Source organism: Fluctibacter halophilus (genome assembly GCF_020687825.1).
Classification (GTDB): Bacteria; Pseudomonadota; Gammaproteobacteria; order Enterobacterales; family Alteromonadaceae; genus Fluctibacter; species Fluctibacter halophilus.
The window spans coordinates 179,799-195,583 of record NZ_JAJEWP010000003.1 but is presented as its reverse complement, the minus strand read 5'-3'; the positions used below and the strand labels follow the sequence as shown (position 1 = coordinate 195,583).

Annotated in this window: 14 protein-coding genes; 11 read left to right on the top strand and 3 right to left on the bottom strand. The window is 54.0% G+C overall.

Annotated elements, in window-relative coordinates:
• The first annotated feature begins 4 nt into the window (after window positions 1–4).
• From LJ739_RS12525 to LJ739_RS12515, 3 genes are all read left to right on the top strand, one after another.
• A complete protein-coding gene (locus LJ739_RS12525; protein WP_229160982.1) occupies window positions 5–1,705 on the top strand; it encodes an ArnT family glycosyltransferase in 1,701 nt (566 codons plus the stop codon).
• 103 nt (window positions 1,706–1,808) lie between these two features.
• On the top strand, window positions 1,809–3,842 hold the full coding sequence (locus LJ739_RS19150; protein WP_229160981.1) for a M3 family metallopeptidase: 2,034 nt from the start codon (window positions 1,809–1,811) through the stop codon (window positions 3,840–3,842).
• Between the two features lie 63 nt (window positions 3,843–3,905).
• Window positions 3,906–5,411, top strand: a complete 1,506-nt coding sequence (locus tag LJ739_RS12515; protein WP_229160980.1) for a S10 family peptidase — start codon at window positions 3,906–3,908, stop codon at window positions 5,409–5,411.
• On the opposite strand, the gene LJ739_RS12510 is transcribed toward LJ739_RS12515, so the two are convergent.
• On the bottom strand, window positions 5,395–6,183 hold the full coding sequence (locus tag LJ739_RS12510) for a substrate-binding periplasmic protein (RefSeq protein ID WP_229160979.1): 789 nt from the start codon (window positions 6,181–6,183) through the stop codon (window positions 5,395–5,397). The genes LJ739_RS12515 and LJ739_RS12510 overlap by 17 nt on opposite strands.
• Window positions 6,184–6,317: 134 nt before the next feature.
• Here LJ739_RS12510 and prmA point away from each other — a divergent pair, with 134 nt between their 5' ends.
• The 6 genes from prmA (at window position 6,318) to purD (ending at window position 12,619) form a co-directional block, all read left to right on the top strand.
• A complete protein-coding gene (prmA, locus tag LJ739_RS12505) occupies window positions 6,318–7,202 on the top strand; it encodes a 50S ribosomal protein L11 methyltransferase (protein WP_229160977.1) in 885 nt (294 codons plus the stop codon).
• Between the two features lie 217 nt (window positions 7,203–7,419).
• Window positions 7,420–8,418 (top strand): tRNA dihydrouridine synthase DusB, encoded by a 999-nt coding sequence (gene dusB, locus LJ739_RS12500; RefSeq protein ID WP_229160975.1) that lies wholly within the window; start codon window positions 7,420–7,422, stop codon window positions 8,416–8,418.
• Between the two features lie 28 nt (window positions 8,419–8,446).
• Window positions 8,447–8,740 (top strand): DNA-binding transcriptional regulator Fis, encoded by a 294-nt coding sequence (gene fis, locus LJ739_RS12495; protein ID WP_229160973.1) that lies wholly within the window; start codon window positions 8,447–8,449, stop codon window positions 8,738–8,740.
• A 97-nt stretch (window positions 8,741–8,837) separates the two neighbouring features.
• Entirely contained in the window at window positions 8,838–10,436 is a 1,599-nt protein-coding gene (gene purH, locus LJ739_RS12490; RefSeq protein WP_229160972.1) for a bifunctional phosphoribosylaminoimidazolecarboxamide formyltransferase/IMP cyclohydrolase, read from the top strand.
• Between the two features lie 67 nt (window positions 10,437–10,503).
• On the top strand, window positions 10,504–11,310 hold the full coding sequence (locus tag LJ739_RS12485) for a class I SAM-dependent methyltransferase (RefSeq protein WP_229160970.1): 807 nt from the start codon (window positions 10,504–10,506) through the stop codon (window positions 11,308–11,310).
• A 22-nt stretch (window positions 11,311–11,332) separates the two neighbouring features.
• A complete protein-coding gene (gene purD / locus LJ739_RS12480) occupies window positions 11,333–12,619 on the top strand; it encodes a phosphoribosylamine--glycine ligase (RefSeq protein ID WP_229161208.1) in 1,287 nt (428 codons plus the stop codon).
• Here purD and LJ739_RS12475 read toward each other — a convergent pair.
• Both LJ739_RS12475 and LJ739_RS12470 read right to left on the bottom strand, forming a co-directional pair.
• Window positions 12,600–13,181 (bottom strand): 3'-5' exonuclease, encoded by a 582-nt coding sequence (locus tag LJ739_RS12475; protein ID WP_229160968.1) that lies wholly within the window; start codon window positions 13,179–13,181, stop codon window positions 12,600–12,602. The genes purD and LJ739_RS12475 overlap by 20 nt on opposite strands.
• Window positions 13,182–13,217: 36 nt before the next feature.
• Window positions 13,218–13,646, bottom strand: a complete 429-nt coding sequence (locus LJ739_RS12470) for an ion channel (protein ID WP_229160966.1) — start codon at window positions 13,644–13,646, stop codon at window positions 13,218–13,220.
• 148 nt (window positions 13,647–13,794) lie between these two features.
• On the opposite strand from LJ739_RS12470, the gene LJ739_RS12465 reads away from it, so the two are divergent.
• On the top strand, window positions 13,795–14,697 hold the full coding sequence (locus tag LJ739_RS12465; protein ID WP_229160965.1) for a phosphoribulokinase: 903 nt from the start codon (window positions 13,795–13,797) through the stop codon (window positions 14,695–14,697).
• Window positions 14,698–14,700: 3 nt separating this feature from the next.
• Complete coding sequence (locus tag LJ739_RS12460) at window positions 14,701–15,681, top strand: Gfo/Idh/MocA family protein (protein WP_229160964.1); 981 nt, start codon at window positions 14,701–14,703, stop codon at window positions 15,679–15,681.
• Window positions 15,682–15,785 lie beyond the last annotated feature (104 nt).

The following is a 15,785-nucleotide window of genomic DNA, read 5'->3' as shown; positions in this document are numbered from 1 at the left end:
GTGCATGTATAACCCATTGACCATCACGGGCCACAATCACCGCGAAAACCTGATTTGGCTGACCGTTTTTGGTGTGTTGCTGCTTGCAACCGGACTGGGTTTGCGTGATCCGTGGCCGGCGGATGAGCCCCGTTTCGCGTTAATTGCCAAGCAAATGGTTGATAGCGGCCAATGGTTTTTCCCCATGCGCGGTGGCGAACTGTACCCTGACAAACCACCAGTGTTCATGTGGAGTATTGCCGCGTTCTATGCGCTGACAGGCTCGATTACGGTGGCATTCCTGCTACCCAGCTTACTGGCCGGATTCGGTACTCTGGCCCTCGTTTATGACATCGCCCGACGTCTTTGGTCACCTGTTACCGCCTTTCGTGCCAGTGCAATCCTGCTATTTACGGTGCAATTCACCCTGCAAGCCAAGACCGCACAGATAGACGCGTTGGTCTGCTTTTGGATCACCCTGGGATGCTACGCCCTGCTGCGCTTCTTGATCCTGGAACAGGGGTGGCGATGGTATGGGCTGGCGGGGGCGGCAATGGGTGTTGGCGTGATCACCAAAGGCGTCGGTTTTTTGCCCTTGTTGATGCTCATACCTTTTGCCATTGTACGCATGCGGATCCGACGGGAAACCAACCAGCCCATGCAATGGAGCTGGCGTTGGGTCATTGCGCCGTTGTCGATGCTGCTGGCCATCGCCACCTGGTTTGTCCCCATGCTAGTGCTGGTTGACGCCTACAACGACCCACTGTTTACCGCCTACCGCGATAATATCCTGTTCAAGCAAACCGTGACCCGTTATGCCGATTCCTGGCACCACATCAAGCCCTTCTGGTACTACGTGGTCTCTGTCATACCGGTATTCTGGCTACCCCTGTCGGTGGCGATCCCCTTTGCACTAAAACATTGGCGTCAGGCCTGGGCTGACAATGATCTGCGCACTCTTCTGCCATTGGGGTTTACCCTGCTGTTGGTGGTGTTTTTTAGTCTCAGTCCCGGCAAGCGCGGTGTCTATGTACTGCCAGCATTGCCGATGCTGACCCTTGCATTGGCGCCGTTCTACGAGGAAATCACAGCCAGCCGTTGGTTCCGTCGTTTGCTCTGGAGTCTGTGTGTTGTGCTGGCTTTGGTGCTGCTCGTCCTCGGGCTTGGAGGCCTGTTTGATGCTGCCTTTGCCATCAAGCTGGCAGCCAAACATGACATTTCGCCCTGGGCCATGTTGACGACAGTAGGGGGATTGGGTTTAGTCGCGGCGCTGTATACCCGCAAGCGTCTACCCTTAGCCACCTGGCCAATGGTAATCAGTATCCTGTGGCTGATCTACAGCACCTGGGGATACATGCTTCTGGGCGCGGTAAAAACCCCGAAACCGGTGTTCCAGCAGCTTAGCGAAATGTTACCGGACACTCGGGCAATTGGGCTGGTCAACTTCTCCGAACAATTTATTCTGTTTTCACCACATCCGGTGACCCATTTCGGTTACCACACCCCCGAACAACAGCAATGGCGCGCGGCATGGCAATGGTTGCAGAACGATCATCAGGTCATTATCGCCAGCGATGAAACCGCACCAGAGTGCTTCTCACTGAACAACGCTGTGGATCTCGGCTTCGCCCATAGAGCACATTGGTACGCCCTCGGACTGACGGCAAAGTCTGCCAACTGCGACATCCCAGACGACAGCGTGCACATTTACACGTCCAATCCCTGACGGAAACAATTCCTTACCCTTTGAGATCGCCCTGTTTAGACAGGCCATCGGCTAATGCGTACACTAACTTTGCTACGATTAACCGACTCAAAGGATAAACCTCGTGAAGTTACGCCTTCTGACCCCTGTGGCTGCATTGGTACTGAGTGCCTGTCAGACAACCACGACCATCAGCGATACCAACACTACCTCTGCCAGCGCAACGGCGATGGTGCAAAACGATCAGCGCCTGACGGACGGTATCGACCCGTCACTGAGTGCCCAGCAGCTCACCACCTTGTGTGACGCCGTTCTGGCCAAGGCCAATGACGACTTCAGTGCGATTGAATCCGCGACCACCCCGGCAAGCTGGGACAGCGTGATTGGCGCCTATGAGCAGATTAATTTTGATCTGCAGCAAATTCAGCACAGCTGGTATATCAAAGCCGTACACCCGGATGCCGATGTCCGGGACGCCGCTACCCAATGCGGACAGCAGTATTCTGATTATGCGGCCCGGGTCAATTTGTCGAAGCCGTACTACGAGCGACTGGCCGCCATCGATACCGCGCCATTAAGCGAAGTGCAACGTCATATGCTCAAACAAACGCTGGAAAATTATGAGCGTGCTGGCATGGACAAAGATCAACAAACCCGCGACAAAATCCGCGCCCTGCTTAAAGACATTACCGAAATCGGCAATGTGTTTAACCAGAACATTCGTGAAGACGTTCGCCACATTACCGTCACCGCCGAGCAATTGGCGGGCCTGCCACAGGATTATCTGGATGATCATCCGGCCGATGCTGATGGCAACATTACTATCTCAACGGACTATCCGGATCTGTATCCGGTAATGACCTATGCCGAGAACGATGATGTGCGCAAAGAACTGCGCATTGCGGCGCGCTCCCGGGGGTATCCGCAGAATGCCGACGTGCTGAAATCGTTGATTGAAAAGCGTCATGAGCTGGCCAACCTGCTGGGCTTTGAGAACTTTGCCGCCCTGTCCATGGCCGATAAGATGATTGGCAATCCTGACAATGCCCAGGCGTTTCTCGCCAAGGTAGGTGAAGCGCTGGATGAGCCGGTAAAACGGGAACTGGCCATTTTACTCGAGCGCCTGAAAGCGATTGAACCGACCGCAGAGCAGGTACAGGTCTGGCAGGCCGGCTACCTGATGAATTTGCTGCGTCAGGAACAATATGCCCTGGACAGCAAGGAAGTGCGTCAGTACTTCAGCTATGACAAGGTACGCAAAGGCATTTTCCAGTTGACTGAAGATTTGTTTGGCGTAGAAATCCGACCGTGGGAAACGGAAACCTGGCATGAAGATGTCGAGACCTTCGAAATCCTCGAAGACGGTCAGTTACTCGGCCGCTTTTACATGGATAACCACCCGCGTCCGAACAAATACAAGCATGCGGCGCACTGGACGTTGCGCACCGGACTCAAAGATCGCCAAATTCCACTCTCGGGTCTGGCCCAGAACTTTCCCAAAGGTCTGATGGAGCATGGTCAGGTAGAAACCTTCCTGCACGAGTTCGGTCACCTGCTGCACAACATGTTTTCAGGTAACCAGCAGTGGTTTGGTGTGGCAGGTATGAGCATGGAGCGAGACTTTGTCGAAGCCCCGTCGCAGATGCTGGAAGAATGGATTTGGGACTATGACACCCTCAAAGGCTTCGCCACCAACGCCGCCGGTGAACCGATCCCCAAAGCACTGGTCGACAAGATGAACAAAGCCCGCGACTTTGGTAAGGCGACTGGCACGGCGACACAAATCTTCTATGCCAATCTATCCCTGAACTACTACAACCGGGATCCGTCTACCTTCGAGCTGGAGCCGCTGATGCTGGCTTTACAGGAAACCTACGCACCGTATCCTTATGTCGAAGGCACACACTTCTACGCCAACTTCGGTCACCTCAATGGTTACTCGTCCAACTACTACACCTATCAGTGGTCATTGGCCATAGCCACCGACCTGTTCTCGGTGTTCGAGCAACAGGGCATGCGTAACCAGGACGTCGCAACCGCCTACCGCGAGAAGGTGCTGGGCGCAGCTGGCAGTAAGCCAGCCAGAGAATTCGTCGCCGAGTTCCTGGGCCGTCCGTTTAGTCCGGATGCCTATATTGAGTCGTTAAAAGCCCTGTAACATGCAGGAATCGTCTGTGTATTTTTACCCAGGCGATTCCGTTCAACTTACCAGGAAACGTCTATGTTGAAACAACTTACCCTAGGTCTGCTGCTAACCGCAGCAACAGCACTGGCGCAGGCCGAAGACACAAAAACACCGCCAGCCCCGGTTGCCGATCCGCAAGTCTCGGTGTCTGAACACAAAGGCAAATTTCACGGCGACACGGTTAAATATCGCGTCACCGCCGGCGATACCTACCTGAAAGATGACAAGGGCAACCCTAAAGCGAGCATTTTCAGTATCGCCTATACCCGTACTGACGCTGACAACAGCCCGGCGCGCCCCCTGTTATTTGTCTTTAATGGTGGCCCAGGTTCATCGTCTGTGTGGCTACACATGGGTATCTTTGGTCCCAAACGTGTAGTGTTGCCCAGTGATGCAGAACGGGTCGGTGCTGCCCCCTTCACGGTAGAAGACAATCGACTGAGTCTGCTGGATGTGGCCGACATGGTGTTCATTGATCCGGTCGGCACCGGCTACTCCAAACCACTCGGCGAGTATGAAGGAAAGGCGTTCTGGGGGGTCAAAGAGGACGCCGAAACCCTGGCTGAGTTTATCCGCGTGTATATTACTCAGCATCAGCGCTGGAACTCCCCCAAATACCTGGCAGGCGAAAGCTATGGTACAACCCGGGCTGGAGCATTGGTGCGCGAACTGCAGGAAGGTTGGGGCTCAATTGATCTCAACGGTGTGCTGCTGATTTCGTCGATCCTTGATTTTCAGACCGGTGATTTCACCGAAGGCAATGACACGCCGTACATCACCTTCTTACCGACCTATGCAGCAACCGCCTGGTACCACAATGCCATTGCCAACAAGGATCAATGGAGCAGTCTGGAGGCATTTCTGCAGGACGTGCGCCAATTTGCCCTGGAAGACTACGCCACCGTTTTGTTAAAAGGTGCATTGGCAAGCGAAGCACAAGTGAACAATGTGGTCGACAAACTGCACCGGTTTACCGGCCTGAAGCCCGACTACATCCGCCAATCCAATCTGCGGGTTAATGAATTTCTGTTTATGAAAGAATTGCTCCGCGACCGTGGTCAGGTGGTTGGCCGCCTGGACAGCCGCTACCTGGGTGAAGATGCCAGTATCGTGCGCGAGCGGTTTGAAGCCGATCCATCCTCGTACGCCATTGATGGCGCCTACACTGCGGCGATTCAGGCATACCTTGCTGCCGACCTGAATGTACAACGAGAGGAGCCGTATCACATCCTCAGTGGTGAGGTGTTTATGAACTGGAATTGGTTATATGCCCGCACGGCCCGCGAACAGGGATTCCTGAACGTCACGCCCTTTATCGCCAAAGGCATGCGCCAGAACAAAGACTTCAGGGTATTTGTGGCCAATGGTTACTACGATCTGGCAACGCCGTTTTTTGCCACGGAGCACAGCATGAACCACCACGGCATTGATCTTGAGCGGGTCACAATGAAGTACTACGAGGCCGGGCACATGATGTACATCCACCAGCCGTCACTGGAAGCACTGGTGCAGGATATCCGCGACTTTATTGTGCCTCGTTAACGCCTGCAGCGGCATTGCGGGCGTCATAGAAGGCGTAATTGTATTTCAACCACTGGTACTGGTCTGACGCCATAAAGCGGGCCAGTGCCAGATTAAACGCCTCTTTGAGGGCCGCATCTTTGAACCCAACCCGATAGGGGGTAGCAGGGAACAGTTTGTGCACATTCACGTTGTACAGTTGGTTCTCACCGGTCAACACCCGTGATAAATGGATAAAAATATTGATGTCCATGACGGCCACCGCAGCATTGCCCATCAACAACATTTCCACCTGTCGACGCTGCTCGGGCAACTCGATGTACAAACGGCTTTGCTCCACCGCCTGACGATATTCATCACCCAACACCAAAGAGGCATTCTGAAACGCAACCACGGTGTGATGATGCAACTGCTCAATCGAGTCGATAGCCAGCTTGGAGGATTTCAAACTGATGGCGACGTTCTGGTACACCACGTATTCGTCACTTAACTGCGCTGACGGAATCCCCATTTGCTCGGTCATGGTCAACGTCAGATCCACCATACCTTCTTTTAGCATCGTCTGAGAGCGGCCAAAGGGCACATAAATCGGGGTAATGTCATGCCCCATGCTGCGAAACACCGAGCGCACTAAATCAAGCTCAAAGCCTGTATTGCCATCGGCAATCACATACGGCGGCTTGGTCCAGCCCACCGCCACGTCGAGATTTTTTGCCTCAACGACGAGCATTCCGCCAACGGCAATATGCCCCCACAACCACAGGTGAACGAGGGTCCGCAAAAATTTGACCATGTACACTCCCTAGTCTCTGTCTGCTTCACGGTGCATACCCATGCCAGCAAAGCATGACAGCGCCTTTCTATAGCATACCCACTAGACCGGTGTTTTTCCTGTATACTTGCGCAAAATTTTTGCGGAGAATCCCTGTGGCCTGGATCCAACTGAAAATCGATACGCAAGCAGAAAAGGCCGAGCATATCGGCGATCTGCTCAGTGCCAATGGTGCACAAGCCGTCACCTTCATCGATGCCAAAGACACCCCGATGTATGAACCTAAGCCCGGCGAAGTCATGTTGTGGCCAGACACGCAAGTGGTCGGGTTATACGACGCGGAGCATGACATGCAACAGGTTATCCAGCAGTTGCAGAAAGCCAAAGTGCTCGGTAAAGGGTTTGCGTACCGACTGGATGGCCTTGAAGACAAAGACTGGGAACGGGAATGGATGGACAACTTTCACCCCATCCAGTGTGGGCAACGACTGTGGATCTGTCCCAGTTGGCGTGATGTCCCCGACCCGAATGCAGTCAACGTACTGCTCGACCCTGGACTTGCCTTCGGCACGGGTACCCACCCTACAACCCACCTGTGTTTACAATGGCTGGACGGGCTGGACTTACATGACACTACTGTGATTGATTTCGGCTGCGGCTCCGGAATCCTCGGTATCGCGGCACTCAAACTGGGGGCCAAACGTATGATCGGTATCGACATTGACCCACAGGCCCTGCTTGCCAGTCGCGACAATGCCCAGCGTAACGGCGTCGAGGATAAACTGGCGGTATTTCTACCTGCTGATCAACCCGACCTGCAAGGCGACGTGGTGCTGGCCAACATTCTGGCCGGTCCACTGCGTGAACTGCGCACAGTGATCACTAACTACTGCCGCCCGGGAGGACGGTTGGTGCTGTCGGGTATTCTGGCCACGCAGGCAGATGAAATCGCCACACTGTACAGTGAAGATTTTGACCTGGAACCGGTTGCCATCGAGGGAGACTGGGCCAGAGTCTCAGGCACCCGTCATATCGTTTAATCCCTTGGACTGCCGATTTGATTGTCAATTTGTTGTGAAAAACAAACACTTACTCCGGGCTTTTTTGACCATGACTGCGCTGTCAATAGGTTGAGGTCAAATAAAGTCAAATTTTGTTTAATTTCTAGCCTTTTCAAGCGGGTCAAAAAACCGTAAGATTAGCGCCCTTTTTCGCGAAGTGGACATTTTTTGCACGATTTTAGCCGCCGAGGACGTAATGCAGATTGGCCCTTACAAACTGGATAACAACCTCTTTTTGGCGCCAATGGCAGGTGTAACAGACCGGCCATTCCGGCAATTGTGCAAGCGGCTGGGTGCAGGCCTGGTGGTATCAGAAATGCTGTCATCAAATCCCAGGGTTTGGGATTCGGTCAAGTCACGTCAACGAATGGACCATCGCGGAGAGTCAGGTTTACGCGCCGTGCAGATTGCCGGTGCCGATCCCGAGTTAATGGCTGATGCTGCGCGTTTGAACGTCGATAATGGCGCGCAAATTATTGACATCAACATGGGCTGTCCTGCCAAAAAGGTAAACAAGAAACTGGCCGGGTCTGCATTGCTGCAGTTTCCGGAACTGGTTACCGACATTGTCAAAGCGGTTGTTGCCGCGGTTGATGTGCCGGTGACCCTGAAAATTCGCACCGGCTGGGACACGGAAAACCGCAACGGTGTGGATATTGCCCGTATTGCTGAAGACAACGGCATTCAGTCGTTGGCCGTACACGGCAGAACACGGGCATGCATGTACAAAGGTAACGCGGAATACGACACCATTCGCGCCATCAAGGAAGCGGTGTCGATACCGGTTGTTGCCAACGGTGATATTACCAGTGCCGAGAAAGCAAAACAGGTACTGGACTACACCCAGGCAGATGCGTTGATGATTGGACGGGGTGCGCAGGGCAATCCCTGGATATTCCGCGAGATTCAACATTATCTGCAAACCGGCGAGTTACTTCCTGCGCCGGCATTGGCGGAAGTCAGGGCAGTGATGCTCGAACACGTCAAGGGGGTTCACGGGTTTTATGGGATCCCCATGGGAGTAAGAATTGCCCGCAAACATGTGGGTTGGTATATCGCGGAACACGATAAGGAACGTACGTTTCGCGCCACGTTTAATGCCATCGATGATGCCAATGAGCAATTGGATGCATTAAATCGCTATTTCGACAAGATGGCAGACGACGCCTCCGGGCACATGTCGCCTGCTGCATAGTATTCATTAACCAAAGAGCAAGATGTTTATGTTCGAACAAAATGTGACTTCTCCTTTTACCACCACGGTAACTACACCTTCGCAAACCCAGGCTCAAAAGCCATTGCGTGATTCTGTTAAACAAGCCGTGAACAAGTACCTGAAGCAGCTGGACAATACCGACATCGAAAATCTGTATGAGCTGGTGCTGGCAGAAGTGGAAGCCCCATTGCTGGAAGAAATCATGACCTTCACCCGTGGCAATCAAACCCGTGCAGCAATCATGCTGGGTATCAACCGCGGTACACTGCGTAAGAAGCTGAAGCAATACGGCATGAACTAAGCCGACGTTAGATTGAATGACAAAGAGCACCCCAGGGTGCTCTTTTTGTTTTCGACCAAGCTGACTGTTTGGTCAGGAACCAATTGAGAGAACATCTATGCACACGCCAAAACCCATTCGCCGCGCCCTGCTGAGCGTTTCCGATAAAACCGGTATCGTCGATTTTGCCCGCCAACTGGTCGGCATGGGCGTTGAACTATTGTCCACTGGGGGCACCGCTAAGCTGTTGGCTGAAGCCGGCCTGCCGGTTACCGAAGTGTCTGACTACACTGGCCATCCGGAAATCATGGATGGTCGGGTTAAAACCCTTCATCCCAAAGTACACGGCGGCATTCTGGGCCGTCGAGGGCAGGACGAAGGTGTCATGGCTGAGCAGGCCATTCAGCCCATCGATCTGGTCGCAGTCAACCTGTACCCGTTCGCGCAGACCGTTGCGAATGAAAACTGCAGCATGGAAGACGCCATCGAAAACATCGATATTGGCGGTCCCACCATGGTCCGTGCCGCGGCTAAAAACCACAAAGATGTCACCATTGTGGTGAATGCTGCTGACTATGCCCGCGTGTTGGAAGAAATGAAAACTAACCAGGGTTCATTGAACTACGACACCCGCTTTGATCTCGCCATCAAAGCCTTTGAGCATACCGCTGAATACGATGGCATGATTGCCAACTATTTTGGCGCACGTCTGGACAGCCATGACTGTGAAGCCGACTGTGATCATCACCACAGCGAATTTCCGCGTACCTACAATGTTCAGATGACCAAGAAGCAGGATCTGCGCTACGGCGAAAACAGCCACCAGGCGGCAGCCTTCTACGTTGAAAATGACATCCAGGAAAACTCTGTCGCCACAGCAACCCAGTTGCAGGGCAAAGCATTGTCTTTCAACAACATCGCTGATACCGATGCAGCGCTGGAATGTGTCAAAGAGTTCGATCAACCTGCCTGTGTGATCGTGAAGCACGCCAATCCCTGTGGTGTCGCTCTCGGAAACACTCTGTTGGAGGCCTACGATCGCGCCTACAAAACTGACCCAACATCCGCCTTCGGTGGCATCATCGCGTTCAACCGCGAACTGGACGAAGCGACAGCCAACGCCATCATCGAACGTCAGTTTGTTGAAGTGATCATTGCCCCATCGGTCAGTGATGCCGCAGCTGAGGTGGTAAAAGCCAAACAAAACGTCCGTCTGCTGGCCTGTGGCGACTGGCAGGGTCAGTTGACCGAAGGCTACGACTTCAAACGGGTCAATGGTGGTTTGCTGGTGCAGGAACGTGATTTTGGCATGGTGGAGATGGATGATCTGACCGTGGTCACCAAACGTCAGCCAACCGAACAGGAATTGAATGATTTGATGTTCACCTGGAAAGTGGCCAAATACGTCAAGTCCAATGCCATCGTGTATTGCAAGGACGGCATGACCATCGGTGTCGGTGCAGGCCAGATGAGCCGCGTCTATTCAGCCAAAATTGCCGGTATCAAAGCCGCCGATGAAAACCTCGAAGTCAAAGGCTCGGTGATGGCTTCGGATGCCTTCTTCCCGTTCCGTGACGGCATTGACGCCGCAGCGCAGGCCGGTATCACTGCGGTCATCCAGCCAGGCGGTTCCATGCGTGACGAAGAAGTGATTGCAGCAGCCGACGAACATGGCATTGCCATGGTATTCACCGGCATGCGACACTTCCGTCATTAATGCCCACGCAAGGTGTGCCGCATCACGTGGCGCACCTTACCTATGCCTTTTATGACAAGGAGTTCTCATGATCCGGATAACAGCCACAGCGATGCTGCTCTTAGCTGCCTGGACTTCACCCACAGAGGCAGATCCTCTGCAAGATGCAGTTGCCGGTGAACATCGTAGCAGCGAAGCGCGTTTGCGCGACGAATACCGCCATCCACAACAAACCCTGCGTTTCTTTGATATCCAACCCAACATGACCGTCGTGGAAATCTCACCGGGTGGCGGCTGGTACACAGACATTCTGGCTCCCTTACTGAAGGACGAAGGTGCGTTGTACGCCGCCCATTTCCACGTTGACGAAAACAGCAGCGATTATTTTCGTCAGTCACGGGAGCGCTTTGCCCAACGTATTGAAACGGATCCTGTTTATCAGGCGGTTAAACTGACCAGTTTCGATCCGGCCCATGCGTTGGATTTCGCACCTGCAGGTACCGTCGACCGGGTTCTGACGTTTCGCAATGTCCACAACTGGTACATGCGTCACGGTGATGAAGGCATTGAGCGCGTTTTTGCGGCATTTTTCAAAGCCCTTAAACCCGGCGGCATTCTGGGTGTGGTAGAGCACCGCCTGGCGGAAGATCAGCCGGATGAATGGCAGCAACGCTCGGGCTACATGAAAACCAGCTATGTGGTCAAAATGGCCCAGCAGGCAGGATTTGAAATTCTTGCCAGCAGTGAGGTGAATGCCAATCCACTCGACCAGCACAATCACCCCAAAGGCGTCTGGACACTGCCGCCGCGGTTAATGCTGGAAGACACCGATCGTGATAAATACCTCGCCATAGGCGAGAGCGATCGCATGACCCTGAAATTTGTAAAACCTTAAACCAAAAGATCCTGACACCATGATGAAGATACTGATCATTGGCGGCGGTGGCCGCGAACATGCACTGGCCTGGAAAGCCGCTCAATCGCCGCTGACCGACAACGTCTATGTTGCCCCCGGTAATGCCGGAACAGCCCTTGAACCCAACATGGAAAACGTGGAAATCGGTGCAGAAGACATCGATGGTTTGCTGGCGTTTGCGCAGCAAACCGGCATTGACCTGACCATCGTCGGCCCGGAAGCGCCTCTGGTCGAAGGGGTTGTGGATCGTTTTGAAGCGGCCGGACTGAAAATCTTCGGCCCCCGTCAGGGCGCGGCCCAGCTGGAAGGCTCCAAAGCCTTCACGAAAGATTTCCTGGCCCGTCACAACATCCCGACCGGGGCTTATGCGACGTTTACTGACATTGATGCAGCGCTTGACTATGTCAATCAACAGGGTGCGCCGATCGTGATCAAAGCCGATGGCCTTGCCGCTGGCAAAGGTGTCATCGTGGCAATGACCCTGGCGGAAGCCGAAGCCGCCATTCGCGACATGCTGGCTGACAATGCCTTTGGCGATGCCGGTAGCCGCGTGGTGATTGAAGAATTTCTCGATGGTGAAGAAGCCAGTTTCATTGTCATGGTTGACGGTGAGCATGTGCTGCCGTTTGCCACCAGCCAGGATCACAAGCGTGTTGGCGATGGTGATACCGGACTGAACACCGGCGGCATGGGTGCCTATTCACCCGCCCCTGTGGTAACACCAGACATCCACCAGCGGGTTATGGACGAAGTGATCATGCCGACTGTTAAGGGCATGGCCAGTGAAGGCCACCCCTATACCGGGTTTCTGTACGCCGGACTGATGATTGCTGCCGATGGCACCCCCAAAGTCATTGAGTACAATTGCCGTTTTGGTGATCCGGAGACACAACCAATCATGATGCGCATGCAATCGGATCTGGTTGAGCTATGTCTGGCCGCCATCGACGGTAAGCTTGATCAGCAATCCATTGCGTTCGACCCTCGCGCTGCCGTTGGTGTGGTATTGGCCGCGGGTGGCTATCCCGGCAGTTACGCAAAAGGCGATACCATTCACGGGCTGGATAGCGCAGCCTCGCTGGATGGCAAGGTGTTCCATGCCGGCACACGTCTGGATGACAACAATGCCGTGGTCACCCATGGTGGCCGCGTTCTGTGTGCCACAGCACTGGGCAACACCGTCACCGAAGCGCAACAACAGGCTTACGCATTGGCCAAAACCATTGACTGGAACGGCATGTTTTTCCGCAACGATATCGCCTACCGGGCTATTCGTCGCGAGCAATAAGCCCCGACACCGACAGTTCGCCCTCGACCAACCAATGGTTGAGGGCAGCGCCGATGCTGCGCACATCAAACAGCGCGTTATGGTTGTGCCCGAGCAAGGGTATCCCCAATGCCTGAGCGAGCTGCCCACTGTCATTGTGCGACGCACTGACCCCATGCGACTGTGCCAATTGACGCAGGTCCCGCCATTGACGAAACGGCGGCATAGCAATGTCGTGCAATCGACAATTCTCGGCCAGCACATCAACATCATTACCCCAGCAAAAACACGCTAATTGTCCCTGGTGGGTAAAGTCATGAAACTGCTTTAAGGCGGATGGAAAATCAATCCCCATGTTGTCGATCATCGCCTGCTCAATTCCCGTCAGTTTCACGAAGTAGTCACTCAACTGGGGGTTACGCTGGGGTCTTATCAAGACATTGAAGGTCGCGCCAGGGCGGGCCCCGGTGGCCGTGACAATAAAACGGCAGGCGCCTATCTGGACGATTTCCCGGTGTTCATTGTCGCCACGCCAATTGCGCGCCATCGAGCCCGGCCAGGCAGTAAATTCGGTATCCAACACGACGATCTCTGTGGACGGTTCGATGGTATTTCCCCCTTACATACCGGCGCGACGACCCCAGGTCCGAATCATCAATTCGAGCAGGAATGCCGTGTTGAGTCCGAATACGATCAAGCCATTCACGGCACTCAGTGCCCCCAAAATTCGCCATTCATGGGACAGAATGAGGTCACCGTATCCCAACGTAGTAAAGGACGAGATTGCAAAATACAGCGCGGTTTCAATGTCCGGAAACTCGTCGATAGCCAGAAAAATAAACGCCCAGCCCCAGGTGTTAATGGTGATCCCAACCACCAGCCAGAGCACCGACAGGATCATCGCAATGGTCGTGCGCATGTGTTCAGGACCGGTACTTAGCCAGTGCTGGTGACGGCGATAAAATTCGGCCAGGATACGCATGACAATGACCTGCACGACAATGGTCGAGGTAATGGCCAGCGTGCCGATAAACAACTGAATATACATGCTAAGTCTTTTGGTCAAACGCGCTTACAGGTACTATGTTAGTTTATCCATCAGAAAACAAGGATCGGACGCATCCGTTGCTGGTGACCTTGACCTTGGTCAAGGGGCTGTTTATAAATAGCCTTCCTGTCGATGCTAAGCGAACAGTATGTCTGTAAAACACCCCATCATTGCCATCACCGGGTCATCCGGCGCCGGTACAACCACTACGACCAATGCGATTCGACATATTTTTCGCAATCTCAAGATCAATGCTGCGGTGGTCGCCGGTGACAGTTTCCACCGCTATACCCGTCCGGAAATGGAAGTGGAAATCCGCAAAGCGCAGGAGCAAGGTCGGCATATCAGTTACTTTGGTCCCAACGCCAACGATTTCTCGCTGTTAGAGTCCTTGTTTGTTGAATACGGCCAGACCGGCGCCGGTAAACATCGACAATACCTGCACAGCTTTGATGAAGCCGTGCCATTTAATCAGATGCCCGGAACCTTTACCCCCTGGCAGGACCTGCCGGAAAACACCGATCTGCTGTTTTATGAAGGCTTGCATGGTGGTGTTGTCACCGACGAAGCGGATGTGGCCAAGCACGTCGATCTGCTGGTTGGCATGGTGCCGATCGTAAACCTGGAGTGGATCCAGAAAATCGTTCGCGACACCACCGATCGCGGTCACTCCCGGGAAGCGGTGATGAGCAGCATCGTGCGTAGCCTGGATGACTACTTCAAATACATTACCCCACAGTTTTCGAAAACCCACGTCAATTTCCAGCGTGTTCCTACCGTGGATACGTCCAATCCGTTCAGCGCCCGGGAAATTCCCTCCCAGGATGAAAGTTTCGTGGTCGTAAGGTTTCGTCGTGAAATGAAAAACGTCGACTACCCGTATCTGTTGCAAATGATTGATGGTTCATTCATGTCCCGGATCAACACGCTGGTTGTTCCCGGTGGCAAAATCAGTCTGGCCATGGAACTGATCCTGTCGCCGTTGATCGAGGAGTTGCTGGATAAAAAGCGCCGCGCCGGCTTCCAGATGGATTGGGTAACCGAGCGCTGAGGCATGCGCCGTTATCAACCGCCAATTCGCTGGGGCATTCTTGGTTGCGGGGATGTCACAGAGGTTAAAAGTGGTCCGGCTTATCAACAGGTCGAGGGTTTTCGACTCGACGCCGTGATGGCCCGCACGCCGGGCAAAGCAGCCGACTTTGCCCGCCGCCACAATGTCCCCCGCGCTTATACAGACGCCGATGCCCTGATCGATGATCCGGCGCTCGACGCCATCTACATCGCAACCCCACCGGACAGTCATTGTGAATATGCGCTGGCAGTGGCCGAAGCCGGCAAGATCTGTTGTGTGGAAAAGCCAATGGCGGTCTCTTATCAACAGTGCCTGCGCATGCAACGGGCCTTTCAACAACAACAGCTGCCCCTGTTTGTGGCCTACTACCGCCGTTCTCTGCCCGGGTTTCAGCGTGTCAAAGCGCTGCTCAATGAAGGCTATATCGGCGAGATACGCCACGTACATTGGCACTACAGTCGCCCACCCAAGGCCCATGACACTGCTGGCAGCGATAATTGGCGCACAGACCGTCGCATCGCACCCGGCGGCTATTTCGATGACCTGGCCAGCCACGGCCTGGATCTGCTCTGTTGGCTGCTCGGGCCGGTGATTGAGGCCCACGGCATCACCGCCAACCAACAAGGACTGTACAGCGCCTGTGATGCCGTTACCGGCTGCTGGCAACATGCCAGTGGCCCTACCGGTAGTGGCAACTGGAACTTTGCCAGTCACCGACAGGTTGATGAAGTGTGCATTGACGGCAGTAGCGGCAGCCTGACCTTCAGTGTTTTCGGTGAATCTCCTGCGCAGTTTTATACCGCTACAGATAGCCACAGCGTCGACATGACCAAACCCATGCCCATCCAGGGCAACCACGTGCAGGCCATGGCCGACCACTTGTTCAGGCAGGTGCCCCATCCCTCCACAGCGGACAGTGCACTGCACACCAACTGGGTTATGCATAAAATACTCGGCAGCTAAGCTGAAACACGCCTCTCATCGGGAAAGCGTGCCGGCCTAATTCATCAAAGTCGGGATTTTGGCGAATTATTTAGGTCGCAATGTGCGCCCGTTTCGCCTTTAAT

Excerpts from the sequence above, each read along its gene's own strand:
- LJ739_RS12485 (WP_229160970.1), top strand. The coding sequence starts at position 10,504 with ATGATCCGGATAACAGCCACAGCGATGCTGCTCTTAGCTGCCTGGACT.
- purD (WP_229161208.1), top strand. The coding sequence starts at position 11,333 with ATGAAGATACTGATCATTGGCGGCGGTGGCCGCGAACATGCACTGGCC.
- fis (WP_229160973.1), top strand. The coding sequence starts at position 8,447 with ATGTTCGAACAAAATGTGACTTCTCCTTTTACCACCACGGTAACTACA.
- LJ739_RS12515 (WP_229160980.1), top strand. The coding sequence starts at position 3,906 with ATGTTGAAACAACTTACCCTAGGTCTGCTGCTAACCGCAGCAACAGCA.
- dusB (WP_229160975.1), top strand. The coding sequence starts at position 7,420 with ATGCAGATTGGCCCTTACAAACTGGATAACAACCTCTTTTTGGCGCCA.
- LJ739_RS12460 (WP_229160964.1), top strand. The coding sequence starts at position 14,701 with ATGCGCCGTTATCAACCGCCAATTCGCTGGGGCATTCTTGGTTGCGGG.
- LJ739_RS12470 (WP_229160966.1), bottom strand. The coding sequence starts at position 13,646 with ATGTATATTCAGTTGTTTATCGGCACGCTGGCCATTACCTCGACCATT.
- LJ739_RS12465 (WP_229160965.1), top strand. The coding sequence starts at position 13,795 with ATGTCTGTAAAACACCCCATCATTGCCATCACCGGGTCATCCGGCGCC.
- LJ739_RS12525 (WP_229160982.1), top strand. The coding sequence starts at position 5 with ATGTATAACCCATTGACCATCACGGGCCACAATCACCGCGAAAACCTG.
- LJ739_RS12510 (WP_229160979.1), bottom strand. The coding sequence starts at position 6,183 with ATGGTCAAATTTTTGCGGACCCTCGTTCACCTGTGGTTGTGGGGGCAT.
- purH (WP_229160972.1), top strand. The coding sequence starts at position 8,838 with ATGCACACGCCAAAACCCATTCGCCGCGCCCTGCTGAGCGTTTCCGAT.